The organism is Methylomagnum ishizawai (genome assembly GCF_900155475.1).
GTDB lineage: Bacteria > Pseudomonadota > Gammaproteobacteria > Methylococcales > Methylococcaceae > Methylomagnum > Methylomagnum ishizawai_A.
The window spans coordinates 220,450-242,553 of record NZ_FXAM01000003.1 but is presented as its reverse complement, the minus strand read 5'-3'; the positions used below and the strand labels follow the sequence as shown (position 1 = coordinate 242,553).

Sequence of the window (22,104 nt, the reverse complement as noted above, 5' to 3'; positions counted from 1 at the left end):
CTATACGCACCCCATTACCCACAACCGGCTGTAGCCCCGTAGATGTCTCGGACGGACTGGATGGCCTCGACGTCCCCGGCTGGTTCTTCGGCCATACCGCTCATCGGCAAAGACAAGGGTAAAATAAATCCAGCGATTGTTTTCCGCATGATCGAGACCTTGGGGAAAAATAGATTCCGGTATGATAAAAGCCAACGGACTAGCTAGACTTTATTATACTCTGCACATTGAAAAGAGTCTGTTCGGTACCGCACAGACCAAGCCGGTATTGAGAACCGATAAGTTCTCCGAAGTATATCTACCCAAATTTTGGGTGCTGATGGTTCCACATATTTGGGTTTATCGTGCGGCGTAGATAGGGTAATTTATAAGGGTTGATAGTGGTTTTTATAGATTGTGTTAGTCAAGGGATTGATTTCCAGGACCACGCCCAGCAGGAAGTCGCAGGCGGTTGAGAAGAGGGTTGCGCGGGCGTATTATTGCTCGGCTTGTCCGGGAATATCCGGCCTAGGGGTGGTTCCGCCGGGAAGCGGCGTTTGAGTAGACCGTACAGCAGGCAGGATAAGGGCAGCTTACGCCGGAATAGGTCTAGCATATTCCCGATCCGTTATATATAGGTATTTGAAGGGTGGGCAATACTGCCGACCCTTGCGGTTTGCAAGGACTGCAACTTAAAAACACAATCTTCGCCCGCGCCCCTTGCTCCCCCCTTGTGAACTTCCCTACACCCCATCATGTTTTGTAGCTAAGCCAACACGCCTGCCCCGCCCACAATTCACGAAAAAAACACGTAAATTCAATCGCTTGGCTCTATGGCATAACAATTGTTACCGAAATTTTCGGCAACAACCGTTTGCCAAATTCCCCGACAAACCTTAGAGAAAAACACATGGCCAATGTGACTTTCAGTTCCCCGGCGATGAAAAAAGACCTCACGGTCTATGCCACCGCCGGCGATTGCCAGACCTTGCTAGCCGTCGCCCGCAAGAACAACGTCCCCATCCATTTCGAATGCGAAAACGGGGAATGCGGTTCCTGCGCGGTCGAGGTCAGCGTGCTCTCTAATGCGGAACCCATGGGGATGCATTTGACGGAGAAGGAGAAAACAGTGTTGCGGTTGGCCGGTAAGATCACCCAAGAGCAAATCAAGGAAGCGGAAGTGAAAGACCTCCCGCCGCCTTGGCGCTTGGCTTGCCAGTTCATCGTGCGTAACGAAGACATCCTGGTCCGCTTCTAAGGCGGGCTTGAGGATATGGAGCGGAACATGGCTGCGATCACATTGCTTGCGCAACGCCAACCCGGCGGCACCCTGGAACGCATCCAGGTTCGGGGCCGCTGTCCGGGCCGGACCCTGATGGATGTGATCGAGCAACAGGGTTTGCGCCACCGCTGCGTGTGCCGCTCCGGGGAATGCGGACAGTGCGCCGTCAAGGTGGCGATACTGAGCCGGGAGGGCGCGAAGCGTCCGCAACTCCACCTGGGCGAGGCCGAGCGCAAGACCCTGTTTGCCAAGGGCAAATTGACCCGGCATCAGTACGCCTCGCCCATTTTGGCCTACAGCGCCCCGATCTGGCGCTTGGCCTGCCAGTACCAGGTCGGCGAAGAGGACATCGTCGTCGCGCTTTAGCAGGTAGGGTGGGCATCCCGCCCGCCACCCAGGTTTGATCCATGCAATGGGCCGGGTCCACGCCCACCCCGGAGGCCGGAAATGAGCAGCGTATCGAGCAAAATCCAGGAAGTGTTCAACGAGCCCGGTTGCGGGAAGAATCAGAACAAGTCGGAGAAGGAACGGAAAAAAGGCTGCACCAAGCAGTTGCAGCCGGGCGGCGCGGCGGGGGGCTGCGCTTTCGACGGGGCCAAGATCGCCCTGCAACCCATCACCGACGTGGCCCATCTGGTCCATGGTCCCATCGCCTGCGAGGGTAATTCCTGGGACAACCGCGGCTCCAAATCCTCCGGTTCCGCCCTGTGGCGCACCGGCTTCACCACCGACATCAATGAAACCGACGTGGTGTTCGGCGGCGAGAAACGCCTGTTCAAGTCGGTCAAAGAGATTATCGACAAGTACGACCCGCCGGCGGTGTTCGTCTATCAAACCTGCGTCCCGGCCATGATCGGCGACGACATCGAAGCCGTGTGCAAAGCGGCCTCCAAGAAATTCAACAAGCCGGTGATCCCGGTCAATTCGCCCGGCTTCGTCGGTCCCAAGAACCTTGGCAATAAGCTGGCGGGCGAAGCCATCCTCGATCACGTCATCGGCACCGAGGAACCCGAATACACCACGCCCTACGACATCAACATCATCGGCGAATACAACCTGTCCGGCGAACTGTGGCAGGTCAAGCCGCTGCTGGACGAACTCGGTATCCGTATCCTGTGCTGCATCTCGGGGGATGGGCGTTATAAGGATTTGGCCAGTTCGCACCGGGCTAAAGCCGCGATGATGGTTTGCTCCAAGTCGATGATCAACATCGCCCGCAAGATGGAGGAGCGCTACGAGATTCCGTTCTTCGAGGGTTCGTTCTACGGCATCGAGGACACCAGCGAGGCGCTCAGGGAAATCTCCCGGTTATTGATCGAGCGCGGGGCCGATCCCGAATTGATGGAGCGCACCGAAGCCTTGATTAAGCGCGAGGAAACCCGCGCCTACGCCGCCATCGAGCCGTACAAGGCCCGGTTGACTGGCAAGAAAGTCCTGTTGATTACCGGCGGCGTGAAATCCTGGTCGGTGGTGGCGGCGCTGCAAGAAGCCGGTCTCGAAATCGTCGGAACCAGCGTCAAGAAGTCCACGAAAGAGGACAAGGAGAAGATCAAGGAATTGATGGGCGAAGATGCCCATATGATCGACGACATGCGCCCCCGCGATATGTACAAGATGCTCAAGGACGCCAAGGCCGACATCATGCTGTCGGGCGGGCGCTCCCAGTTCATTGCGCTCAAGGCCAAGATGCCTTGGCTCGACATCAACCAGGAACGCCATCATGCCTATATGGGTTATGTCGGCATGGTCGAACTGGTCCACGAAATCGACAAGGCGCTGTTTAATCCGGTGTGGGATCAGGTGCGCAAGCCCGCGCCCTGGGAAGAAACCACCTGGGAACAACGCGCCGATGCCGCCATCGCCGCCGAAGCTGCTGCCCTGGCCGCCGATCCCGAGAAGGCCCGCGAACACCGCCGCGCCACCGCCGTGTGCAAGTGCAAGAGCGTGAACCGGGGTGCCATCGAGGATGCCATCCTGACGCAGAGCCTTGCCACGGTCGAAGCCGTGGTCGCCGCTACCCAGGCCGGTACCGGCTGCGGCAGTTGCTCGGGGAAAATCGCCAACATCCTGGAACGGATCGACGCCTGGGCACCGCCCGCCAATTCCACCCAACAAGCGGCGGCGTGAGGCTCACCCATGGCTAAGATCGTCGTCCCCAAAAAAGCCTGCGCGGTCAACCCGCTGAAGATGAGCCAGCCCATCGGTAGCGCCCTGGCCTTCATGGGCGTCAAGAACTGCATGCCGCTGTTCCATGGCTCCCAAGGCTGTACCTCGTTCGGGCTGGTCTTGTTCGTGCGCCATTTCAAGGAAGCCATTCCGCTGCAAACCACCGCCATGAGCGAAGTGGCGACGGTGCTGGGTGGCTACGAGAATGTGGAACAAGCCATTGTCACCATCGTGGACCGGCAAAAGCCTTCGATCATCGGTATTTCCTCGACCGGCGTGACCGAAACCAAGGGCGACGACGTGGAAGGCTTCATCAAGCTGATCCGCGAGAAACGCCCGGAGTTGGATCATGTCGCCCTGGTCTACGTCTCCACCCCCGATTTCAAGGACGCCTTCCAGGATGGCTGGGCTAAGACCGTCACCAAGTTGATCGAAACTTTGGTACAGCCCACCGCACCCGACGCCGAGCGCATTCCCAACCGCGTGACCCTGTTGCCCGGTGCCCATCTCACCCCCGGCGATATCGACGAAATCCGCGAAATCCTGGAAGCCTTCGGCCTGGAGATGCTAGCCCTGCCGGACCTTTCGGGGTCGCTGGACGGCCATATCCCCGACGATTTCACGCCCACCACTTTGGGCGGCATCGGCTTGGAAGACATCGCCGACCTCGGGCGTTCGGTCCACACCATCGCCGTGGGCGAACAAATGCGCGACGCGGCGGTAGCCTTGGCAGCCAAGACCGGCGTCCCGTTCACCCTGTTCGACCGGCTCACCGGCCTCGAAGTGAACGACCAACTGATTTCCCTCTGTACCCAGATCAGCGGCAAGACCGCCCCGCTCAAGGTCCGCCGCTGGCGTGGGCAGTTGGTGGACGCCATGCTCGACGGCCATTTCCACTTCGGCGGCAAGCGGCTGGCCATCGGGGCCGAACCCGATTTGCTGTGGGCCTTGAGCCAATGGGCCACCGAGATGGGGGCGCATATCACCGCCGCCGTCACCACCACCCAATCGCCTGTGCTGGAGAAGATACCCAGCGAGGAAGTCTGGATCAGCGATCTGGAAGACCTGGAAAAGCTGGCCCAGGGCTGCGACCTGCTCGTCACCCATTCCCATGGGCGGCAGGCGGCGGACCGGCTGAAAATCCCCTTCTACCGCATCGGCATCCCCATGTTCGACCGCCTCGGCGCGGCACATCAAACCATCGTCGGCTATCGCGGCACCCGCGATCTCATCTTCGAACTTGCCAATATGTTCATGGCCGACGTTCATGAACCCAACCCCGACACCTGGGCGATCCCCAAGGAGCAAGGCCATGTTGGCACGGCGGCGGCTACGGCTCATTAGGCCGGAGTCTCAAACACCAGATTCGTTCTATCGCGGAGGCAGCATGAAAGTCGCATTCTCAACCCAGGACTTGCAACGGGTCGACGCCCATTTCGGATGGGCCAAGAACATCGTCATCTATGAACTCTCGCCGGAGGGCTATCAGTTCCTCGAAGCCGTGCAGTTCGAGGGCGACCTACAGGAAGACGGCAACGAGGACAAACTCGCGCCCAAACTGGAAGCCGTCAAGGACTGCGCCATCCTCTACGTGGCCGCCATCGGCGGTTCCGGCGCGGCGCGGGTGGTGGCGCTCGGCATCCATCCCATGAAAGTACCCCAACCCGAACCCATCACCGAACTCCTGGACAAACTCCAGGCCGTGCTGAAGGGCAACCCGCCGCCCTGGCTGCGCAAGGTGTTGGCGAAGGACGGCAAGGGTCAAGAACGCGAATTCGATTTTGAAGAAGAGGCTGAAAATGTCTGAAGCACTGGCAGAAAAACCCCCCGCAACCGCCGCGTCCCCGATGGAATCGGCTTTCATCAAGGAACTGGTCAAGCAATGGCGGGCACAGGATTCCTACGGCCACTGGGACGGCAAGAACGATGAGGAATTGCTGGAACCCTACATCCTGACCAAGGAAAAGCGTCAGGCACTGCCCATCGTCGGCGACCCGGACCCTGAGACCATCTGGCGCATGGAACTGTTCTACAGCGCGGTGAGCTTGTCCATCGAGCGGGCCAGCGGCGTGATGGTGACGCCCATGATGAAGATGTCGCACGAGGGCTTCGGCCGCATGGTGTTGATCGCGGGCCGCTTGATCGTGGTCAACAAGCAACTGCGCGATGTCCACCGCTTCGGTTTCCCGACCATGGAAAAGCTGGCCGAGGAAGGCGAGAAGTTCGTCGCCGCCGGCCTCGGCATGATCGAAAAGTACACCGAAGTGGCGAAGTACGGCTGATCTGGTTGGCGGGCATGGCGACATGCCCACCCTACCCCTTTGAACATCCACAGGGCATACCAAGAGGCAACCATGTCCGAAGAAGATACCAAGGCCAAGTTCAAGAAACTCAACGCCCAGGCCACCGCCTTGAAAATGGACCTGCACGACCTGGCCGAAGACCTGCCGACCGGCTGGGAACGCATCCAGGAAGTCGCGGCCAAGACTTACCAAGCCTACAAAGAACTCGACGAATTCCGTAAAGCCGCCCATTAGGAGGAAGCCGCCATGTCTGAATTCAGCGTAACACTGCCGGGGGGCAAGCTCTGGGTGCCCCAGTTCGTCGGCGAGATCAACCAGGACAAATGCATCGGCTGCGGCCGCTGCTACAAGGTTTGTGGCCGCGAGGTGCTGGCGATGGTCGGCATCAACGAGGATGGCGATATCGTCAAGCTCGCCACCTTCGGCGAGGACGACGACGACGAGGACGAATACGACAAGAAGGTCATGTCCATCGACAACGTCGCCAACTGTGTGGGGTGCGAGGCTTGCGCCAAGATTTGCCCCAAGCAGTGCTACACCCACACCCCGGCGGTGGCGGCGTGATGGCCGCCGTCGCGTGCCCGAAGGCGGTTCCGCCGCAAGCGGCCAACGCGGCGGATTTTGGCGATATTCCGCATTCGGCTTTGCCGCCCGGTGTGGAAAGCTCCCTGGCGTTGGCATTCGCCTCCGCCATCGACATGGCGCGGAGTTCGGCCCGGCTGGTCGGACGGCCCGGTTTCGGGTTGGCGGCGGAGGAATTCGCCGCCCTGATGGAGCGCTATTTCCCAGGCTCGAAGCCGGTATTCCCGGCGCGGGCCTTCGGCACGAGGGGCGGGATCGAGACCGACGAGTTCGACGAACTGGTCCGCCTATTATTGGAATACCGGGTCGATGGACGCCCGGAAGGCCGTTGGCTGGCCTATGCCATCGCCGCTTGTTGTATGGGCGACGATCATTTATGGCAGGATATGGGCCTACCCCATCGGCAAGCGCTGTCGGAACTCCTGAATTTTTGGTTCCCCGGCCTCGCCACCCGTAATAACGGGATGCGGTGGAAGAAATTTTTCTATAAGCAGCTCTGCGAACGGGAAGGGGTCTATGTGTGCCGCTCCCCCAGTTGCGGGGTTTGTTCCGAGTACGCCAATTGTTTTGGAACCGAAGAGGAGAAGATATGGCAGACAGCGTAGCCTTGAATACCGATTTGATGTGCGATCTCCCGCAATACGGGGTGATCGAGGTGAAGGGCGCCGATGCCCGTAAATTCCTCGCCGGTTTGTTGACGGGCGATGTGCGCACCGTGACGCCACAAAAAGGGATGTTCACCTCCTGGTGCGACGCCAAGGGTCGGGCCCACGCCACCTTCTGGCTGATGATGCGCGGCGATGCCTTCTATCTGGTCTTGCCCAGGGCCATCCTGGAATCCACCATGAACGGCTTGAAGGTCTACCTGTTGCGGGTCAAGGTCGCGCTGGGCGATGTCACGGAAGGTTTCGGGAAGCTCGGCCTATCCGGGCCGGAACTCCCGCAGAAGCTGGAAGCCGCGCTGGGCGGTCCGGTCCCCGACGAAATCGGCGCCACCCAGACCCAGGGCGGTTGCACCCTGATGGTCGTGCCCGGCGAGCGCCATCCGCGTTGGTTGGTCTTGGGCGATCCCGCCGCCGTGGCTCAATTGCGACAAAATTTGACCGCCGCCGGTGCCGTCGCGGCCAGTCCCGAAACCTGGACCCTGCTCGATATCCTGGCCGGCGTGCCGTTGCTGACACCGGACACCACCGGCGAATACATCCCGCAGATGTTGAACATGGAAGCCCTGGGCGGTCTGAGCTTTAACAAGGGATGCTATCCGGGCCAGGAAGTCATCGCCCGCTTGCATTACCGCGGCCAGCTCAAGCGCCAGCTTTACCGCGCCACCCTGCGGAGCCACAAGGTACCCACGCCGGGCAGCAAACTCCATGGGCCGGGCCAGCCCGAAAGCGTGGGCGCGGTGTTGTCGGCGGCCTTGCATCCCGATGGCTATGTGACGCTCCTGACCGTCCTGAAGATCGAGGAAAAAAACCGGGCTCCGGTCCATCTGGACGACGAGCAAGGGCCGCGACTGGCGTTCATGGATTGATCCTTCCACCCCGCGTCCTGGGCCGTCCGAGCGGCGGTCCGGCACTGGAAGCCGATCGGCGCTGGCATTTATCACATTATCTATTACAACAATAGCAAGGGGAAAACTATGTCTGGCAGGGTCCGTGCGTTGAAGGTCGAAGTGAAGACCGCGTTCCTGGGCGAAGAGGTCAAGCCCGGCGGCGGCGAGCGCTATATGTTCGCCTACACCGTGACCATGGAGAATACTGGCACGATTCCGGCTAGATTGTTGGGGCGGCGTTGGGTCATCACCGACGCCAACGGCAAGCGGATCGAAGTGGTGGGCGAGGGCGTGGTCGGGGAACATCCTTATTTGCGGCCCGGCGAAGCCTTCCAATACACCAGTTCCGCCGCCATAGAAACCCCGGTGGGCAGTATGCACGGTAGCTACCAGATGGTGGCCGACGACGGCGTCCCCTTCGACGCTCCCATCGAACCGTTCAGCCTGGCGATTCCGCGCAACAAGCTGCATTGAGGCTGCCGGAATCCCGGCGAGGCCCGCGCTTTTACCTTCCCGGTGGGTTTTCCACCGGGGTCTATACTCCCGTCCAGAGCGGGCCAGAACAGGAGACCATAGCCATGAGCGACGATAAATACGGCAAAGAACGGGAGCGGGGCGGGAAACTCCTGCATTGTTCGTTCTGTGGTAAAAACCAGCACGAGGTCAAGAAGCTCATCGCGGGGCCGGCGGTTTTCGTGTGCGACGAATGCGTGGAACTGTGCAACGACATCCTGCGCGAGGAACTCTACGAAACCGCCGACGAAAACCTGGGCCATCTCCCCAAGCCCAAGGAAATCAAGGCCACTCTCGACGATTATGTGATCGGCCAGGAACGCCCCAAGCGGATACTGTCGGTCGCGGTCTATAACCACTATAAGCGGCTGCGCTTCAAAGCCCACGCCCGCAAGAACGATGTGGAATTGACCAAGAGCAATATCCTCCTGGTCGGACCCACTGGCTCCGGCAAGACCCTGCTGGCCGAGACCCTGGCCCGCGTCCTCGACGTGCCCTTCACCGTCGCCGACGCCACCACCCTGACCGAGGCCGGCTATGTGGGCGAGGATGTCGAGAACATCATCCTCAAGCTGTTGCAGAAGTGCGATTACGATGTGGAGAAGGCCGAGACCGGCATCGTCTACATCGACGAGATCGACAAGATTTCCCGCAAATCCGCCAATCCCTCCATCACCCGCGATGTCTCGGGCGAGGGCGTGCAGCAAGCCTTGCTCAAGTTGATCGAAGGCACTATCGCCTCGATCCCGCCGCAAGGGGGCCGCAAGCATCCGCAGCAGGAGTTCCTGCAAGTCAACACCGCCAATATCCTGTTCATCTGTGGCGGTGCCTTCGCCGGGCTGGACAAGACCATCCGCCAGCGTTCCGAAACCGGCGGCATCGGTTTCTCCGCCGAGGTCAAGAGCAAGGACGACAGCCGCAATGTCGGCGAAATCCTGGCCGGGGTGGAGGCCGACGATTTGATCCGCTATGGGCTGATCCCCGAATTCGTGGGCCGCTTGCCGGTGGTCGCGACCCTGGAGGAATTGGACGAGGCCGCCCTGATGCAAATTCTCACCCAACCCAAGAACGCCCTGGTCAAGCAGTATCAAAAGTTGTTCGAGATGGAGGATTGCGACCTCGAAATCCGCCCGGACGCGCTGAAATTGGTGGCGCAAAAAGCCATCGAGCGCAAGACCGGCGCCCGCGGCCTCCGCACCATTTTGGAGAATGTGCTGCTCGAAACCATGTACGAGCTGCCCTCCGAGGAAATGGTCTCCAAGGTGGTGGTGGACGAGAAGGTCGTCAGCGGCGAAATCCCGCCCTACCGGATCTACGAAACCGAAGAAGACAAGCAGTGCGCTTGATCCTTCCCGCGGGCGTTTAACCCTACCCATGTACGAATCCCAGGGGGCCGTTCCGTCCGGCCCCCGCGGGGAAACTCCGCCCAAATCATAAATACCCTAGCGCTTTTAACGTCTTTTCAACTCGAAAGTAAGAGGAAAACCTATGGCAGGCAAAATCGGCATCTTTTTCGGCTCGGACACCGGCAACACCCGGAAAGCCGCGAAATCCATCGCCAAGAAGCTGGGCGACGCGGCGGATGCGCCGGTCGATGTGAAAAAGGCCACGGTCGAAGACTTCCTGAAATACGACGCCCTCATCCTGGGCACCCCGACCCTGGGCGACGGCGAATTGCCGGGCCTGGGTTCCGGGGCCAGCGACGAGAGTTGGGAGGAGTTCCTGCCGCAATTGAAGGGCAAGGATTTGAGCGGCAAGACCATCGCCCTGTTCGGCTATGGCGACCAGGAAGGCTATGGCCACGAGTTCGTCGATGCCTTGATCTTCCTCTACAACCTCGCCATCGAGGGCGGGGCCAAGGTGGTGGGCGCATGGCCCACCGAGGGTTATAGCTTCGAGAAATCCAATGCCATCGTCGATGGCAAGTTCGTCGGCCTGGTCCTCGACCACGAGAACCAGAGCGAGATGACCGGCGAGCGCATCGACGCTTGGCTGGAGCAAATCAAACCGGCTTTGCTGGGCTAGCGTCCCGACCGCCCGGATCGACAGGCACCCATAGCCCGGATGGCGCGTAGCGGAATCCGGGCCGCGCGGAAGCCGTCGATCCGAAGCGGCGAAGGCGCCGGGTCCGGGGCCGGATTCCACGACCCTGAGAAGAGGTGAATCATGCTGGATACGGCCATTGTAGGTGGCGGGCTGTGCGGTTTGGCGCTGGCCCGCGGTTTGGAAAGCAAGGGGCGCGATTACGTCCTGTTCGAGGCCCGCGACCGTTTGGGTGGCCGGGTGCTATCGGTGCCCTCGGCGACCGCCGGGACGGCGCTGGACCTGGGACCAACCTGGTTCTGGCCGGATATCCATCCGCGCATGGCCCACTGGGTGGCCGAACTGGGCTTGTCCAGCTTTCCCCAGCATGACGGCGGCGAGGTCTTGGGCCTCAAGGAAGCCGATGGCAAGATCGAATCGCTAGGCTCCGATCCGGTCCATAACGGTGCCCGGCGCGTGGCGGGCGGCATAGCCGCTTTGATCGACGCCGTCGCCGCCCCGGTTCCCCCGGAACGGATCAAAGCCGGGCACGTCCTCGCCCGGCTGGAAGACCGGGGCGACCATGTCGCCTTGCATTTCCAGGCGGGTGATGCCACCACGGTGGTCGAAGCCCGCCGGGTGGTACTGGCGATCCCGCCGCGGGTGGTCGAGGAGCGCATCGCCTTCGAACCGCCCCTGGGCGAGGACGCCCGCGCCGCCCTCCAGGAAACCCCGACCTGGATGGCGGGCGAGGCCAAGGCCGTGGTCGCCTATCCCAAAGCCTTCTGGCGCGAGGCCGGGAAATCCGGCAATGGTTTCGCCCGCCACGAGCAAGCCGCGCTGGGCGAATTATTCGACGCCTGCGGGGCCGAACCCGACCAAGCGGCCCTGGGTGGCTTTGTGGCCTTGTCGCCGCAGAACCGCGCGGCTTTCAAGGACGGGATGCCGATGCTGGTCCAGAGCCAGTTGGTGCAATTCTTCGGCAACGAGGCCGAAACCGGCGAATTCCACTACCAGGATTGGGCGGCGGAACCCCACACCTGCGCCACCCTGGACCTGGAACGCCCGGATCAACACCCCGAATACGCCAATCCGCGCCTGACCCGTCCGTATTGGGCCGGGAAGCTGTTGTTCGGGTCTTCGGAAACCGCCCGCTACGGCGGCGGTTATCTGGAAGGCGCGTTGGAAGCCGCGCACCGTTTGCAAGAACAATTGCCCGCTCTGCCCACCGAGTCCAACCGCGAGCCGGTGGAGCGCTTCTCCGCCTGGGTCGCCACCCAAAGGGCCGGGGCGCTGGACCGCTACCAAAAGCACCTCAACCACAACCTTGCCAGCCAGCAGCGCGACCAGCTCACCCAGCGTTCCCTGCTGGAAACCGTCGAGGGGCTCTACCGCGAAGCCTTGGTGGAATTGGATGGCTTGGCCCTGGACAGCCGGGACGTGGCCGTGGTCAATGGCCGTTCCGACCTGACGCCGCCGTTGTTGACACCGTTCATGGGTTTCAACGAGGCGCTGATCGAAGCCGCCGTGAAGTTCAACCAGGCGTCCTGCGCCTTGTCGAATTTCCCGGTCGAGCATTCGCCCGACGCGGCCTATGTGCAAACCATCCGCCGCGATTTGAACGCGGCCTGGCGCGAGTTCGCCCTGGCCGTGAACGACCGGCTGTTGCCCGCGACGCCCCCGAACCTACGCTTGGTGGACGCATGATCTACGTTGTCGAAATCCCCCACACCGGCAAGCCCGCGGCTTGGTTCGCCTTCAACGCCGACGATTTCGAGCGCAAGGTCCGGGCCGGCAAGGTCGGCGACCCGCGCACAATCTTCCTGGCGCAAAGCCCGCGCGAGCAATTGGAAGCGCTGGGCCTGGACCCGGACGCCCCGGACGCCCGCGCCGCCGCCCCGGACATCTTCGCCCGCGCCGAGCAGCACGGTTGGGACACGCCCTGGTACCGGGCCGATTATCTCTTGGACGAACCCGGCTCCTGGGAGGTCGAGCCGGTCGAGGTGTTGGAAGCCTATGCCGCTGCCGCCTCCGACGGGCTGGCGTCCTGCCGCATCTACCTGTCGGACCAGGCCGCCGAAACGGCTTTGTACAAAGACCCCTTGTACCAGGGCCGCGAGGGCTTCTACGCGCATATCGCCCTGCGCGAGCAGCTCATCGCGCTCGAAGTCATCGCCGACGACCTCTAGCCATGACGGTGGCCCAACTCATCGCCGCCCTGCGGGAATTGCCGCCCGAGGCCGTGGTCTTGTACGAAGGCGACGAAGGCTATGCCCTGGTGGCGGGCGTTCACATCCAGAAGAACGCCCCGCCCCTGCCCGACGAGGCCATCCTGTTCCCGGACATGAACGAGTGAACGATGGACCCGAACGCCGTCTTGTTCGTCAACGAAGCCTTCTACCACGCTTTTTCCCAGCGCGATTTCGCCGCCATCGCGACCCTGTGGGCGAAGTCCTGGCCGGTCCTGTGCGTGCATCCCGGCTGGCCGGCCCTGACCGAGCGCCCCGCCATCATGGAAAGCTGGCGGCGCATCCTCCTGAATCCCGCCACCGGCCCGGTCGTGCCGCACCATGCGCGGGTGTTCACGTATGGCGAGGTGGCCACGGTGGTGTGCTACGAGGAAATCCAGGGCGGTTTGCTCCTGGCCGCCAATACCTACATGATGGAGGAGGGCGCGATCCGCATGGTCCAGCACCATGCTTCCCATTGCGCCAATCCGCCGCCGCCCGAGACCCAGGCTTCCCCGGCACTGCAATAAGCCGACGCGGACCCCATTCCCCCATCCGACCCCGGTGATCCCCATGCAAAGAACGCTCTACATCCACGGCCAGCACGCCGAACTCGCCAACGCCGAGGAAATCGCCCATGGCGTCCAACGCGCCCAGGAAATCTTCGAGAAGAACAAGGCCGATCCCCTGGAGTGCGCCAACGCCCTGGCCAAGCTTAAACAGGACGAACTCATCACCCGCGAGGAAGCCCTGCTGTGCGTGGTCTGGGACGAGGCCGAGGAGGCGGCGTTCCGGGCGGTCACGGTGGGCTGGCTGAGCCGGGACGTGGATATCCAGCTTGGCGTGAATCCCTAACCCCCCTTCACAAGCCACGCCCTGCCAATCCTGCGCGGGGCGTGGTGGACCCTACTCCCCCCGCTTTTCCACCATCCGGCGAACTCCGCCGCTACCCGTCCTAGCTTACCTCCCGCCGGATCGACCGCAGGGGCGGCTCCATGCGCCCGTTCGTTCCCGCCGGACCCGCGTAATCACCCTCCCCGACCCGCCCAAGTCTCCGCCCCGATGCGCCCAAGCCATGCCGGCAAGTTGGAGTTGGACGGAATACCCGGAACTACATCTTATCAATGTCTCGCATAAAATGGACATAAATTTGAAAATAAATCTTATATAAGACATATCTTTTTGTGACTCTTTTCAAATTTTCGACAAAAATGTCCGAAAAAGATTGCCAAGGCAAACCGGTAGGCTAACAATAACCCATCAATGATAATTAGTGACTGAAAAATGATTCAGTTATTACGGTTTTTTAGACGGTTATGGGTTGGGGAGGTCATGCGGCGGTGATTGGCGATGCGCTTACGCTACTGAAGAATCAGCTGGACAGCCATCTGCTGGCGTTGTCCCCGGAATCTGCCGGGGCCGGCACGGAGGCAAAGGTGGTGTTCCCGGACGGCGACCAAAAAACCGATTCGGCCTCGTTCAAAACCGGCGCGATCACGGTTTTGCTGTACCGCATCGAGCAGGAAACGGCCTTGCGCCAAGGCGATGCTTATGTCCGCCTGTCGCCGCAAGGGGTCGCCCAGCGGGTGCAACCGGATATTAGCCTCAACCTCTATGTCTTGTTTGTGTCGAAGTTCAAGGATTATGCACAGGCGCTGCAATATCTGTCGCAGGTCGTCCGGTTTTTCCAGGGCAACAAGGTGTTCAACCACCAAAACACGCCGGGCTTGGATGCGGGCATTGCCGAATTGGCGCTCGACTTCGTCTCCCTGACCACCCAGCAGGAAAACGAATTATGGGGCTTGTTGCGGACCGGTTACCTGCCCTCGGTGGTCTACAAGGTGCGGACGCTCACCTTCCAGGACCAGGACGCGGCCCCGCCCGGTGCCCCGGTCGGCGAACTCATCCGGCGGGGTTTGACATGAGCGCCCACGCCAAGCTGTTCGGCATCGACCTGCGCCATGGCTACTACAGCGATCAGCGTTGCGGGGATTTCGCCCTGGAGGCGGACGCGGACAGCGTGGCCTTGCTCCGCAACCACCGCTGCCTGTTCAAGCCCCGGCCCGACGGCGGCGATATCTATGTGGAAACCGGCGGCGACGGTAAACCCAAGATCGCCTTCCCGCCCGATGCCGCCCTGGCGTTCGCGCTACGCCTCGATAACCCCGGCCTGCCTTGGTTCACCGATCCAGCCCTGCCCGCCAACGGCGGCGATTACCGCATCGACCCGCCCGCCGGGCCGCAGGCGGGCTGCTACGCCAAGCTCACCATCCGCCGTGATTTCAACCAGGTCGGTGGGAGTGCCGTGGTCCTGGCCTTTGCCGCCAGGCCGGTGCTGTGGGTGTACTACGTGGTCACCGACCAGGCCGGGGAATTCGCCATCGCCTCGCCGGACCCCGCGCTCATCGCCTGGCAGCGGGCCGATGCCGACGACGACCGGGTTGCCCAGGCGCTCGCCGTCCAATATCCCGGCGCGGAATGCCAGCGGTTCGTATCCGAACGGTTGGTTCCCTGCCGGGAATCGGGCTTGCCCCATATCCGGTTACAGCTTGGAGGGAATACCGTCATTGAAAACCTACCCAATCCCTCCTGGCGCAATTACTTCCAAACCGGAATCCCCGCCAGCGGGGGGACTGTCGATGCCATTTTTCAAATCGTCAAATACCTGAGCAACACCACATTGACCAAGGTTTAACACCATGCCTACCTATACTACCCCCGGCGTCTGGGTCGAAGAGATTCCCACCCTGCCGCCCTCCGTGGCCCCGGTGGCAACGGCGGTGCCTGCCTTTTTCGGCTATACGGAACAAGGTTCGGGTGTCGCCCGCGTCGCCAACTTGCTGGAATACGAAGCCCTGTTCGGCCGGGCCAATCCCGCCAAGTTCAAAGCCACCCCCAACGCCGATGGCGGCATCGACGTGGTCCGCACCGACGCGGCCAGCAACAATTTTCTGCTGTATTACGGGATGGGCCTGTATTTCCGCAACGGCGGTGGGCCGTGCTACGTGGTGTCGGTCGGCAATTACGGGGCCACCCCGGCCCGCGCCGATTTCGAGAAGGGTTTGGCGGCGTTGGAACAGGAGGACGAACCGACCCTGATCGTGTTGCTCGACGCCGTGAACCTGCCCAAAACCGATTACTACGCCCTGGCCCAGGCGGCGCTGGCCCAGTGCGGCAAGCTCGGCGACCGCTTCTCGGTCCTCGACGTGCCCAGGGACAAACCGGACATCAGGACCGATATCGCCGATTTCAGGAACGGGGTCGGCACCGCCTATCTGTCCTACGGGGCCGCCTACCATCCCTATCTGCAAAGCGTGCTGAACTACCAATATCAGGAAGACGATGTTCAGGTGTCCTGGCCGCAGCGCTGGGCCAGCGCCGATAACGGCATCGTCGTGACCTATTCCAGGGGCGGTCCGGCCAAGCTCAAGATCGTCGCGGCGGCCAATGCCAGCGCCATCGCCTTCGACGCCAACACCGAATCCGGCACCCTGACCCTCAGTCTCCCCTCCGGCAAGGACACCACCGGCACCGATGCCGCCACCGCTTGGAAAGCCTGGACCCAGAACTGCGGCGGTTTCGACCTCGCCGCCAAGGGCGACGGCTCGTCCAAGCTGGCGGCGCTGGCGGCGACCGCCCTCGCCGCCGTCCAGCAAAGCCTGACCGCCATCAAGAACAGCAACACGGCGCTTTATAACCAAACCAAGGCCGCGCTGGCCGGGCAACGGGTGGTTTTGCCGCCCAGTCCCGCCCTGGCCGGTATCTACGCCAGGGTCGATGGCGAGCGCGGGGTGTGGAAGGCGCCGGCCAATGTCAGCGTTTCCGCCATCGTCGGGCCGGTCGCCAAGATTTCCAACGACGACCAGGGCCGGCTCAACGTCGATGACAGCGGCAAATCCATCAACGCCATCCGCGATTTCACCGGCAAGGGCACCTTGGTCTGGGGCGCGCGGACCCTGGCCGGCAACGACAACGAATGGCGCTATGTGCCGGTGCGGCGCTTGTTCATCACCATCGAGGAATCCACCCGCAAAGCCACCGGCTTCGCGGTGTTCGAGCCGAACGATGCCACCACCTGGCTCAAGGTCAAGGCCATGATCGACAGCTATCTCTACGGCTTGTGGGAACAAGGCGCCCTGGCCGGGGCCAAGCCCGAGCAGGCGTATTTCGTCCAGGTCGGGCTGGGCAAGACCATGACCGCGCAGGACGTGCTGGAAGGCCGGATGATCGTCGAAATCGGCGTGGCGGCGGTGCGGCCCGCCGAATTCATCATCCTGCGCTTCTACCACAAGATGCAGGAAGCCTGAAGTTCCACGCCCGACCCACCCCAACATCGATAGGCAAACGCCATGGCCCTGACCAAAAACGACATCAAGAACGCCTACCCCTTGCCGGCCTACAACTACAAGGTCGAGATCAATGGCAAGGCGGTGGGTTTTTCCGAGGTGACGGGACTGAACGTCTCCTACACCACCACCACCTACAAGGAAAGCCCGACCCAGGGCGGGGCCGCCGGGCCGCGCAAGATGATCATGCCGGCCCAATCGGGCGAGGTGAAGGTGACTTTGAAGAAGGGCGTGGTGCGCGGCGACAGCATCACCACCTTGTTCCAATGGATCGGCGGCATCCAGACCAACCAGGTCGAGAAGAAGGATGTCTATGTGCGCCTGTGCGACGAGCAGGGCGCGGCGGTCATCAGCTGGAAGATCGTCAATGCCTTCCCGACCCAGTTGGACGCACCCGGCTTCGTCGCCAATTCTAACGACGCGGCCATCGAGAGCCTACAACTGACCGGCGACGGCGTGTTGATCGAAGCCGCCTAGCGCATTTCCACAGCGATGGTCCGAGGCGGTGGGCATGGGTACCTGCCCCACCCTACGCCCAATCGAACCTTGGAGTCCCAACCCATGCCCGATAGCCCAGCCAGCATCAAAACCGGCTACCCGCTGCCCGCCTACAACTACCGGGTGACGATCCTGGACGCCGGTGGGGCCGAGACCGTGGGGTTTTCCGAGGTGTCGGGGCTGGGCATGGGCTACGACCCCGTGACCTACCGCGATGGCTTCAGCTTCGCCATGGGTTTCCAGATCATTCCCGGCATGCCCAAGCCCATCGCCCTGACCCTGAAAAAGGGCTTGGCGCGGAACGGCGACTACCTGCAACGCTGGTTGGAACAAAGCTACCGCGAACCCGGTTCGGGCGGGGCCAAGCGCGATGTCATCATCGACCTGTGCGACGAAACCGGCCAGCCGGTTATCCGTTGGACCGCCGCCGCCGCCATGCCGGTCAAGCTCGATGCCCCGGTGTTCTCGGCGGCGGGCAACGAGGTCGCGGTCGCCAGCATGGAACTGGTCGCCGCCCGGCTCCAGGTCGAGTACCACCCCTAACCCGAGCGCGAGTCCCGACCATGTCCGCCTTCGCCAACTCCGCCCCGCCGCTCGGCTTCCGCTTCGGCGTGTTCTTCTTCGCCGGGGGCGCGATCCCCAATCCCATCGATTTCCGGTTCAAGAAGGTGTCCGGGATCGGCTCCACGGTCGCTACCCGCGCCCTCAACGAAGGCGGGCAGAACCTCTATTCGCAGAAACTGCCGGAGCGGGTGCAGTACGAGAACCTGGTGTTGGAACGCGGCCTCATGGTCGGCTCGCCCCTGGTGGTCGAGTTCAATATCGCCATGTCCTTGTTCAAATTCGCGCCGTCCAACGTTCTGGTCTCGCTGCTGGACGAGGCGGGCGTGCCGGTCGGCAGTTGGTTGTTCATCAACGCTTATCCGGTCAAATGGACGGTGTCCAGCCTCGACGCCGACAGCAACAGCGTCGTGGTCGAAACCCTGGAACTGGCCTATCAACGGATGCAGGCCCTGAGGATTTGACGCCATGCCCATCGAAATCCGCGAACTCATCATCCGCGCCGTGGTGGACGACGCCAAGGCCAAATCCGAACCGGCTTCCGACCCCGCCGGGCCTTCCGCCATCGATACCGAAGCCCTGGTCGAGGCATGCGTCCGCCAGGTGTTGAAAGTCCTCAAGCAAGCCGAGGAGCGCTGACATGGGTCTGGGCGATCTGTTTAAGCTGGAAAAACTCACGATCCTGGCCTTCAAGGACCGCGCCCGCCAGCCGCCCGCACTGGGCCGGTTCGAGGCCATGTTCAACCCCGAGTCCTTCACCCAGAAATACGAAATCCTCTACAGCAAGCACCAGGGCATGGATAGCTCTGGCAAGCCCTTGAACTACGCCTATAGCAAACCCGCGGATTTGAACCTGGGCTTGGTGCTGGACGGCACCGGCGTCAGTTCGATGGGTCTCGCCCAACTATTGCCGCAACCCCCGGTGTCCCAGCGGATCAAGGATTTCCTCGCGCTCGCCTTCGAGATGAACGGCGATATCCACGAGCCCAATTATCTGCTGGCGAAATGGGGGGATTTCGAGTTCCGCTGCCGTTTAGGTTCGGTCGATGTGCAGTACACCCAGTTCGACCGCGATGGCTCGCCGCTGCGGGCCACCCTCAATATTAAGCTGGTGTCGGACGAGAGCCTCGACGATCTGGCCAAGAAGGAAGCCAAGAAGTCGCCGGATGTCTCGCACAGCCGCTTGGTGCGGGCGGGCGATACCCTGCCGCTGCTATGCAAGGAAGTCTATGGCTCCTCGGCCCATTACCTGTGGGTGGCGCAGGCCAACGGCCTGGACGGGTTCCGGCGGCTGCAACCGGGCATGAACTTGGTGTTCCCGCCCTTGCCCACGGCGGGGGGGCGCTAGCGCATGGGCGTCGTCACCGCCACCCTCACCAGCGACGGCCAGACCATGGACCCGGCATGGCAGGTGCTGTCCATCGATATCCTGCGCGAGGTGGGCCGCATCCCCTGGGCCGAACTGGTCCTGGTGGACGGCGACACCGCGCAACGGCGATTCGCCCTCAGCGACGACGGCTTTTTCGACCCCGCCAAGCGGATCGCGATCAAACTGCGCTATGAAAACGATCCCGGCTCCGAGCAAACCGTGTTCGGCGGGCTGGTGGTGGGGCAGGCGGTCGGGGCCGGGCGGACCGGCTCGACCCTCACCGTGACCCTCAAGGACGCGGCGGTCAAACTGGCCCAGGTGCCGAAAAGCGCGGTGTTCAGCCAGGAAACCGACGACGCCGTCGCCAAGAACATGCTCGAAGCTGCGGGATTGAAGGCGGGCGATATCGCCGCGACCCAGGCCGTCCATCCCGAGATCGTCCAATACGCCTGCACCGATTGGGATTTCCTGGTGTCGAGGGCCGATGTCAACGGGCTGCTGGTCTGCGTCGAGGACGGCGTGGTGTCCTGGCGCAAGATCGCCCCGCCCGCCACGCCGGTACGGACCTTTGAATACGGCCTCGACCCGGTGTTCGCCCTCGCATTGGAAGCCCAGGCCGAAGGCCAGTATGGCGAGGTCTCCAGCACCGCCTGGGACGCCAAGAACCAAGCCATGACCACGGCCAGCCCAGCCCAGGACGCGAGCCTGTCGCCGGGCGACCTGGATGCTTCAAGCTTGGCGGACGCCCTGGGCGGCGCGGCCCGCGTCCTGACCCAGCCCGCCCCGGTGGTCGCGGAGGAACTTCAGGCCTGGGCCGACGCCACCCTGGCCCGCAGCCGCCTGGGCTTGGTACGGGGGCGGATTTCGGTGCCGGGTTTCGCCGGGCTGAAGCTGCTCGACGCCATCGAGATCAAAGGCGTGGGCAAGCATTTCAACGGCAAGGCGCAAGTGACCGGCTGGCGGCACCGCGTCACCGAACAGGGCTGGATCACCGATTTGAAACTGGGATTGGCCGCCGATTGGTTCGCCGATCGGCCCGGCGTCGCCGCCCGCCGCGCCTCCGGGTTGTTGCCGCCGGTGGGAGGACTCCATGTCGGCGTGGTCGATGGCTACGCCGACGACCCGGACCAGGAATTCCGCATCAAGGTCCGCGTCCCCGCCCTGGGCGAAGGCCAAGCCCCGCTGTGGGCGCGGCTGGCCGCTCCCGACGCGGGCCAGGGCCGGGGCTTTTTCTGCCGCCCCGAACCGGGCGACGAGGTGGTTTTGGGCTTCTTCAACGAAGACCCGCGCTTGCCGGTCATCATCGGTGCCCTGTTCGGCTCGGCCCACACTCCGCCGGAAGGCTTCGAGCAGGTCTCGGAACAAAACAACCTCAAGGGCTGGATCACCAAATCCGGCACCCGGATCGCCTTCGACGACCAGGACCGGGGCCAGGCCAAGCTCGCCATCGAGACCGCCAACCACAACAAAATCCTGCTCGACGACGCGGCCAAATCCATCCAGGTGGAGGACCAGCACGGCAACCGGATCGTCCTCGACCAGAACGGCATCACCCTCGCCACCGCCAAAGACCTCAAGCTACAGGCCGATGGCAAGGTGGAAATCCAAGGCAGCGCGGTCGATGTGAAATAGGCCCGCGCCCACAACCTCCCCAGGAGACCCCGGCCCCATGGCGCAAGAAGACATCGTATTGAAACTGACCCCGGCGGAAATCAACCTCGTATTGGAAGGTATCGGCAATCTGCCCTTCATCAAGGTCTATGCCCTGGTCGGTAAAATCCAGGCCCAGGCTTCGGCCCAGATCGGCCAGGAACCCCCCGCCCCGGCCCCCGGCGCGGGCCAGGACGGCTAGGCCATGGACGCGCCGTCCTTCCTGGGCCGGGGCTGGCATTTCCCGCCGACCTTCGGCGATGGTGGCCGCGAGGTCTGGCAGGTCTCGGGCACCGAGGATATCCAGCAAAGCCTTCATATCCTGCTGGCGACCGCCCAGGGCGAACGGGTGATGCTGGAGGATTTCGGCTGCGACCTCAGGCGTTTCGCCTTCGCCGGGATGGACCGCGACCTCGGCAATACGCTGGCCGCCGCCATCAAGACCGCCTTGCTGCGCCACGAGCCGCGCATCCAGGTGGAAACGGTGGCGGTCGAGCGGGGCGAAACCGAAGGCTGGGTCTCGATCCAGATCGTCTACCGCGTGCCCAGCACCAACTCGCGTTTCAATCTGGTGTATCCGTTCTATCTGGACGAAGGGGCGCGGGGTGGGCCATGAGCGATTTCATCCTGGTCGATGGCGATAGCGCGGTGTTCCTACCCAATTTCGGCGCGGCCATCGTGATGGTCCAGCCCGGCACCCTGCGGGGTTCCGGTCCCGCCACCTTGGACGGCAAAAAAATCTGCGTGGACGGCGACGAGAAAAACCTCGCCGTGCCGGGTTGTCCTTATCTGACCCCGCAATACAGCATCCCCGGCACCGGCACCCTCAAGATCGACGCCCTGGCCGGTAACCAGAAAGCCCGCAAAACCCAGACCGGCGGTAAGCCGGTGCTGCTCAAGGGCGGCAGCTTCACCGCCAAATTCGAGGTGCAAAGTCCGGCCCAACAACCCACGCCCGGCGGGCCGGTGCCGGACGCCACGCCGCAATACGGCGGCGGCAGCGGAATGTTCAACACCACCAACGCCAAATTCCAAGGCAGCTAACCCCTGGGC

At 62.4% G+C, this 22,104-nt stretch carries 30 protein-coding genes; all 30 read left to right on the top strand.

Annotated elements, in window-relative coordinates; genetic code table 11:
• The first annotated feature begins 889 nt into the window (after window positions 1-889).
• The gene (locus tag B9N93_RS23085; RefSeq protein ID WP_085216738.1) at window positions 890-1,237 is read left to right on the top strand and encodes a 2Fe-2S iron-sulfur cluster-binding protein; all 348 of its coding nucleotides are present in this window, start codon (window positions 890-892) and stop codon (window positions 1,235-1,237) included.
• Window positions 1,238-1,264: 27 nt separating this feature from the next.
• Window positions 1,265-1,627, top strand: a complete 363-nt coding sequence (locus tag B9N93_RS23080; protein WP_176225410.1) for a 2Fe-2S iron-sulfur cluster-binding protein — start codon at window positions 1,265-1,267, stop codon at window positions 1,625-1,627.
• A gap of 81 nt (window positions 1,628-1,708) precedes the next feature.
• Window positions 1,709-3,388, top strand: coding sequence for a nitrogenase iron-molybdenum cofactor biosynthesis protein NifE (nifE, locus tag B9N93_RS23075; RefSeq protein WP_085216736.1), 1,680 nt, complete (start codon window positions 1,709-1,711; stop codon window positions 3,386-3,388).
• Between the two features lie 9 nt (window positions 3,389-3,397).
• A complete protein-coding gene (gene nifN / locus B9N93_RS23070) occupies window positions 3,398-4,771 on the top strand; it encodes a nitrogenase iron-molybdenum cofactor biosynthesis protein NifN (protein ID WP_085216735.1) in 1,374 nt (457 codons plus the stop codon).
• A gap of 43 nt (window positions 4,772-4,814) precedes the next feature.
• Window positions 4,815-5,234 carry a nitrogen fixation protein NifX gene (nifX, locus tag B9N93_RS23065; RefSeq protein ID WP_085216734.1) on the top strand — a complete coding sequence of 140 codons (420 nt, stop codon included), beginning with the start codon at window positions 4,815-4,817 and terminating at the stop codon, window positions 5,232-5,234.
• On the top strand, window positions 5,227-5,709 hold the full coding sequence (locus B9N93_RS23060) for a NifX-associated nitrogen fixation protein (RefSeq protein WP_085216733.1): 483 nt from the start codon (window positions 5,227-5,229) through the stop codon (window positions 5,707-5,709). The genes nifX and B9N93_RS23060 overlap by 8 nt, the downstream gene beginning before the upstream one ends.
• 72 nt (window positions 5,710-5,781) lie before the next feature.
• Window positions 5,782-5,964: a CCE_0567 family metalloprotein gene (locus B9N93_RS23055; RefSeq protein WP_085216732.1), complete on the top strand. Its 183-nt coding sequence runs from the start codon at window positions 5,782-5,784 to the stop codon at window positions 5,962-5,964.
• Window positions 5,965-5,976: 12 nt separating this feature from the next.
• A complete protein-coding gene (fdxB, locus tag B9N93_RS23050; RefSeq protein ID WP_085216731.1) occupies window positions 5,977-6,294 on the top strand; it encodes a ferredoxin III, nif-specific in 318 nt (105 codons plus the stop codon).
• Window positions 6,294-6,917 (top strand): nitrogen fixation protein NifQ, encoded by a 624-nt coding sequence (locus B9N93_RS23045; protein WP_085216730.1) that lies wholly within the window; start codon window positions 6,294-6,296, stop codon window positions 6,915-6,917. The genes fdxB and B9N93_RS23045 overlap by 1 nt, the downstream gene beginning before the upstream one ends.
• The gene (gene ygfZ / locus B9N93_RS23040; protein ID WP_085216729.1) at window positions 6,902-7,843 is read left to right on the top strand and encodes a CAF17-like 4Fe-4S cluster assembly/insertion protein YgfZ; all 942 of its coding nucleotides are present in this window, start codon (window positions 6,902-6,904) and stop codon (window positions 7,841-7,843) included. The genes B9N93_RS23045 and ygfZ overlap by 16 nt, the downstream gene beginning before the upstream one ends.
• Window positions 7,844-7,951: 108 nt before the next feature.
• Complete coding sequence (apaG, locus tag B9N93_RS23035) at window positions 7,952-8,338, top strand: Co2+/Mg2+ efflux protein ApaG (RefSeq protein WP_085216728.1); 387 nt, start codon at window positions 7,952-7,954, stop codon at window positions 8,336-8,338.
• 104 nt (window positions 8,339-8,442) lie between these two features.
• Window positions 8,443-9,723: an ATP-dependent Clp protease ATP-binding subunit ClpX gene (gene clpX / locus B9N93_RS23030; RefSeq protein WP_085216727.1), complete on the top strand. Its 1,281-nt coding sequence runs from the start codon at window positions 8,443-8,445 to the stop codon at window positions 9,721-9,723.
• A gap of 142 nt (window positions 9,724-9,865) precedes the next feature.
• The gene (locus B9N93_RS23025) at window positions 9,866-10,402 is read left to right on the top strand and encodes a flavodoxin (protein ID WP_085216726.1); all 537 of its coding nucleotides are present in this window, start codon (window positions 9,866-9,868) and stop codon (window positions 10,400-10,402) included.
• A gap of 141 nt (window positions 10,403-10,543) precedes the next feature.
• Window positions 10,544-12,106, top strand: coding sequence for a flavin monoamine oxidase family protein (locus B9N93_RS23020; RefSeq protein ID WP_085216725.1), 1,563 nt, complete (start codon window positions 10,544-10,546; stop codon window positions 12,104-12,106).
• Window positions 12,103-12,588 (top strand): hypothetical protein, encoded by a 486-nt coding sequence (locus B9N93_RS23015; RefSeq protein ID WP_085216724.1) that lies wholly within the window; start codon window positions 12,103-12,105, stop codon window positions 12,586-12,588. The genes B9N93_RS23020 and B9N93_RS23015 overlap by 4 nt, the downstream gene beginning before the upstream one ends.
• Before the next feature lie 2 nt (window positions 12,589-12,590).
• The gene (locus B9N93_RS25825; protein ID WP_176225409.1) at window positions 12,591-12,755 is read left to right on the top strand and encodes a hypothetical protein; all 165 of its coding nucleotides are present in this window, start codon (window positions 12,591-12,593) and stop codon (window positions 12,753-12,755) included.
• Window positions 12,756-12,758: 3 nt separating this feature from the next.
• Window positions 12,759-13,157, top strand: a complete 399-nt coding sequence (locus tag B9N93_RS23010; protein WP_085216723.1) for a YybH family protein — start codon at window positions 12,759-12,761, stop codon at window positions 13,155-13,157.
• Between the two features lie 43 nt (window positions 13,158-13,200).
• Window positions 13,201-13,482 (top strand): hypothetical protein, encoded by a 282-nt coding sequence (locus B9N93_RS23005; RefSeq protein ID WP_085216722.1) that lies wholly within the window; start codon window positions 13,201-13,203, stop codon window positions 13,480-13,482.
• Window positions 13,483-13,943: 461 nt separating this feature from the next.
• Complete coding sequence (locus tag B9N93_RS23000) at window positions 13,944-14,552, top strand: Pvc16 family protein (RefSeq protein WP_085216721.1); 609 nt, start codon at window positions 13,944-13,946, stop codon at window positions 14,550-14,552.
• Window positions 14,549-15,322, top strand: coding sequence for a hypothetical protein (locus tag B9N93_RS22995; RefSeq protein ID WP_085216720.1), 774 nt, complete (start codon window positions 14,549-14,551; stop codon window positions 15,320-15,322). Before B9N93_RS23000 ends, B9N93_RS22995 begins: the two co-directional genes overlap by 4 nt.
• Before the next feature lie 4 nt (window positions 15,323-15,326).
• Window positions 15,327-16,934 carry a phage tail sheath family protein gene (locus B9N93_RS22990; protein ID WP_085216719.1) on the top strand — a complete coding sequence of 536 codons (1,608 nt, stop codon included), beginning with the start codon at window positions 15,327-15,329 and terminating at the stop codon, window positions 16,932-16,934.
• A 42-nt stretch (window positions 16,935-16,976) separates the two neighbouring features.
• On the top strand, window positions 16,977-17,450 hold the full coding sequence (locus B9N93_RS22985) for a phage tail protein (RefSeq protein ID WP_085216718.1): 474 nt from the start codon (window positions 16,977-16,979) through the stop codon (window positions 17,448-17,450).
• Between the two features lie 84 nt (window positions 17,451-17,534).
• Window positions 17,535-18,014 (top strand): phage tail protein, encoded by a 480-nt coding sequence (locus B9N93_RS22980; protein ID WP_085216717.1) that lies wholly within the window; start codon window positions 17,535-17,537, stop codon window positions 18,012-18,014.
• A 20-nt stretch (window positions 18,015-18,034) separates the two neighbouring features.
• Entirely contained in the window at window positions 18,035-18,496 is a 462-nt protein-coding gene (locus B9N93_RS22975) for a phage tail protein (protein WP_085216716.1), read from the top strand.
• Between the two features lie 4 nt (window positions 18,497-18,500).
• Window positions 18,501-18,671, top strand: coding sequence for a DUF5908 family protein (locus B9N93_RS25820; protein WP_176225408.1), 171 nt, complete (start codon window positions 18,501-18,503; stop codon window positions 18,669-18,671).
• A gap of 1 nt (window position 18,672) precedes the next feature.
• The gene (locus B9N93_RS22970; protein WP_085216715.1) at window positions 18,673-19,380 is read left to right on the top strand and encodes a CIS tube protein; all 708 of its coding nucleotides are present in this window, start codon (window positions 18,673-18,675) and stop codon (window positions 19,378-19,380) included.
• A gap of 3 nt (window positions 19,381-19,383) precedes the next feature.
• The gene (gene vgrG, locus B9N93_RS22965; protein ID WP_085216714.1) at window positions 19,384-21,033 is read left to right on the top strand and encodes a type VI secretion system tip protein VgrG; all 1,650 of its coding nucleotides are present in this window, start codon (window positions 19,384-19,386) and stop codon (window positions 21,031-21,033) included.
• A gap of 37 nt (window positions 21,034-21,070) precedes the next feature.
• On the top strand, window positions 21,071-21,253 hold the full coding sequence (locus B9N93_RS22960; protein ID WP_085216713.1) for a hypothetical protein: 183 nt from the start codon (window positions 21,071-21,073) through the stop codon (window positions 21,251-21,253).
• A 3-nt stretch (window positions 21,254-21,256) separates the two neighbouring features.
• Window positions 21,257-21,667, top strand: coding sequence for a GPW/gp25 family protein (locus B9N93_RS22955; protein ID WP_085216712.1), 411 nt, complete (start codon window positions 21,257-21,259; stop codon window positions 21,665-21,667).
• The gene (locus B9N93_RS22950; RefSeq protein WP_085216711.1) at window positions 21,664-22,095 is read left to right on the top strand and encodes a hypothetical protein; all 432 of its coding nucleotides are present in this window, start codon (window positions 21,664-21,666) and stop codon (window positions 22,093-22,095) included. The genes B9N93_RS22955 and B9N93_RS22950 overlap by 4 nt, the downstream gene beginning before the upstream one ends.
• Window positions 22,096-22,104: the final 9 nt, after the last annotated feature.

Coding starts and splice junctions, on each gene's coding strand:
- vgrG (WP_085216714.1), top strand. CDS start 19,384: ATGGGCGTCGTCACCGCCACCCTCACCAGCGACGGCCAGACCATGGAC.
- B9N93_RS23015 (WP_085216724.1), top strand. CDS start 12,103: ATGATCTACGTTGTCGAAATCCCCCACACCGGCAAGCCCGCGGCTTGG.
- B9N93_RS23010 (WP_085216723.1), top strand. CDS start 12,759: ATGGACCCGAACGCCGTCTTGTTCGTCAACGAAGCCTTCTACCACGCT.
- nifX (WP_085216734.1), top strand. CDS start 4,815: ATGAAAGTCGCATTCTCAACCCAGGACTTGCAACGGGTCGACGCCCAT.
- apaG (WP_085216728.1), top strand. CDS start 7,952: ATGTCTGGCAGGGTCCGTGCGTTGAAGGTCGAAGTGAAGACCGCGTTC.
- B9N93_RS22955 (WP_085216712.1), top strand. CDS start 21,257: ATGGACGCGCCGTCCTTCCTGGGCCGGGGCTGGCATTTCCCGCCGACC.
- B9N93_RS25825 (WP_176225409.1), top strand. CDS start 12,591: ATGACGGTGGCCCAACTCATCGCCGCCCTGCGGGAATTGCCGCCCGAG.
- B9N93_RS25820 (WP_176225408.1), top strand. CDS start 18,501: ATGCCCATCGAAATCCGCGAACTCATCATCCGCGCCGTGGTGGACGAC.
- fdxB (WP_085216731.1), top strand. CDS start 5,977: ATGTCTGAATTCAGCGTAACACTGCCGGGGGGCAAGCTCTGGGTGCCC.
- B9N93_RS23060 (WP_085216733.1), top strand. CDS start 5,227: ATGTCTGAAGCACTGGCAGAAAAACCCCCCGCAACCGCCGCGTCCCCG.
- B9N93_RS22975 (WP_085216716.1), top strand. CDS start 18,035: ATGTCCGCCTTCGCCAACTCCGCCCCGCCGCTCGGCTTCCGCTTCGGC.
- B9N93_RS22960 (WP_085216713.1), top strand. CDS start 21,071: ATGGCGCAAGAAGACATCGTATTGAAACTGACCCCGGCGGAAATCAAC.
- B9N93_RS23080 (WP_176225410.1), top strand. CDS start 1,265: ATGGCTGCGATCACATTGCTTGCGCAACGCCAACCCGGCGGCACCCTG.
- B9N93_RS23000 (WP_085216721.1), top strand. CDS start 13,944: ATGGGTTGGGGAGGTCATGCGGCGGTGATTGGCGATGCGCTTACGCTA.
- clpX (WP_085216727.1), top strand. CDS start 8,443: ATGAGCGACGATAAATACGGCAAAGAACGGGAGCGGGGCGGGAAACTC.
- ygfZ (WP_085216729.1), top strand. CDS start 6,902: ATGGCAGACAGCGTAGCCTTGAATACCGATTTGATGTGCGATCTCCCG.
- B9N93_RS23025 (WP_085216726.1), top strand. CDS start 9,866: ATGGCAGGCAAAATCGGCATCTTTTTCGGCTCGGACACCGGCAACACC.
- B9N93_RS22995 (WP_085216720.1), top strand. CDS start 14,549: ATGAGCGCCCACGCCAAGCTGTTCGGCATCGACCTGCGCCATGGCTAC.
- B9N93_RS22985 (WP_085216718.1), top strand. CDS start 16,977: ATGGCCCTGACCAAAAACGACATCAAGAACGCCTACCCCTTGCCGGCC.
- B9N93_RS23045 (WP_085216730.1), top strand. CDS start 6,294: ATGGCCGCCGTCGCGTGCCCGAAGGCGGTTCCGCCGCAAGCGGCCAAC.
- B9N93_RS22970 (WP_085216715.1), top strand. CDS start 18,673: ATGGGTCTGGGCGATCTGTTTAAGCTGGAAAAACTCACGATCCTGGCC.
- B9N93_RS23005 (WP_085216722.1), top strand. CDS start 13,201: ATGCAAAGAACGCTCTACATCCACGGCCAGCACGCCGAACTCGCCAAC.
- B9N93_RS22950 (WP_085216711.1), top strand. CDS start 21,664: ATGAGCGATTTCATCCTGGTCGATGGCGATAGCGCGGTGTTCCTACCC.
- B9N93_RS23085 (WP_085216738.1), top strand. CDS start 890: ATGGCCAATGTGACTTTCAGTTCCCCGGCGATGAAAAAAGACCTCACG.
- B9N93_RS22980 (WP_085216717.1), top strand. CDS start 17,535: ATGCCCGATAGCCCAGCCAGCATCAAAACCGGCTACCCGCTGCCCGCC.
- B9N93_RS23055 (WP_085216732.1), top strand. CDS start 5,782: ATGTCCGAAGAAGATACCAAGGCCAAGTTCAAGAAACTCAACGCCCAG.
- B9N93_RS22990 (WP_085216719.1), top strand. CDS start 15,327: ATGCCTACCTATACTACCCCCGGCGTCTGGGTCGAAGAGATTCCCACC.
- nifN (WP_085216735.1), top strand. CDS start 3,398: ATGGCTAAGATCGTCGTCCCCAAAAAAGCCTGCGCGGTCAACCCGCTG.
- B9N93_RS23020 (WP_085216725.1), top strand. CDS start 10,544: ATGCTGGATACGGCCATTGTAGGTGGCGGGCTGTGCGGTTTGGCGCTG.
- nifE (WP_085216736.1), top strand. CDS start 1,709: ATGAGCAGCGTATCGAGCAAAATCCAGGAAGTGTTCAACGAGCCCGGT.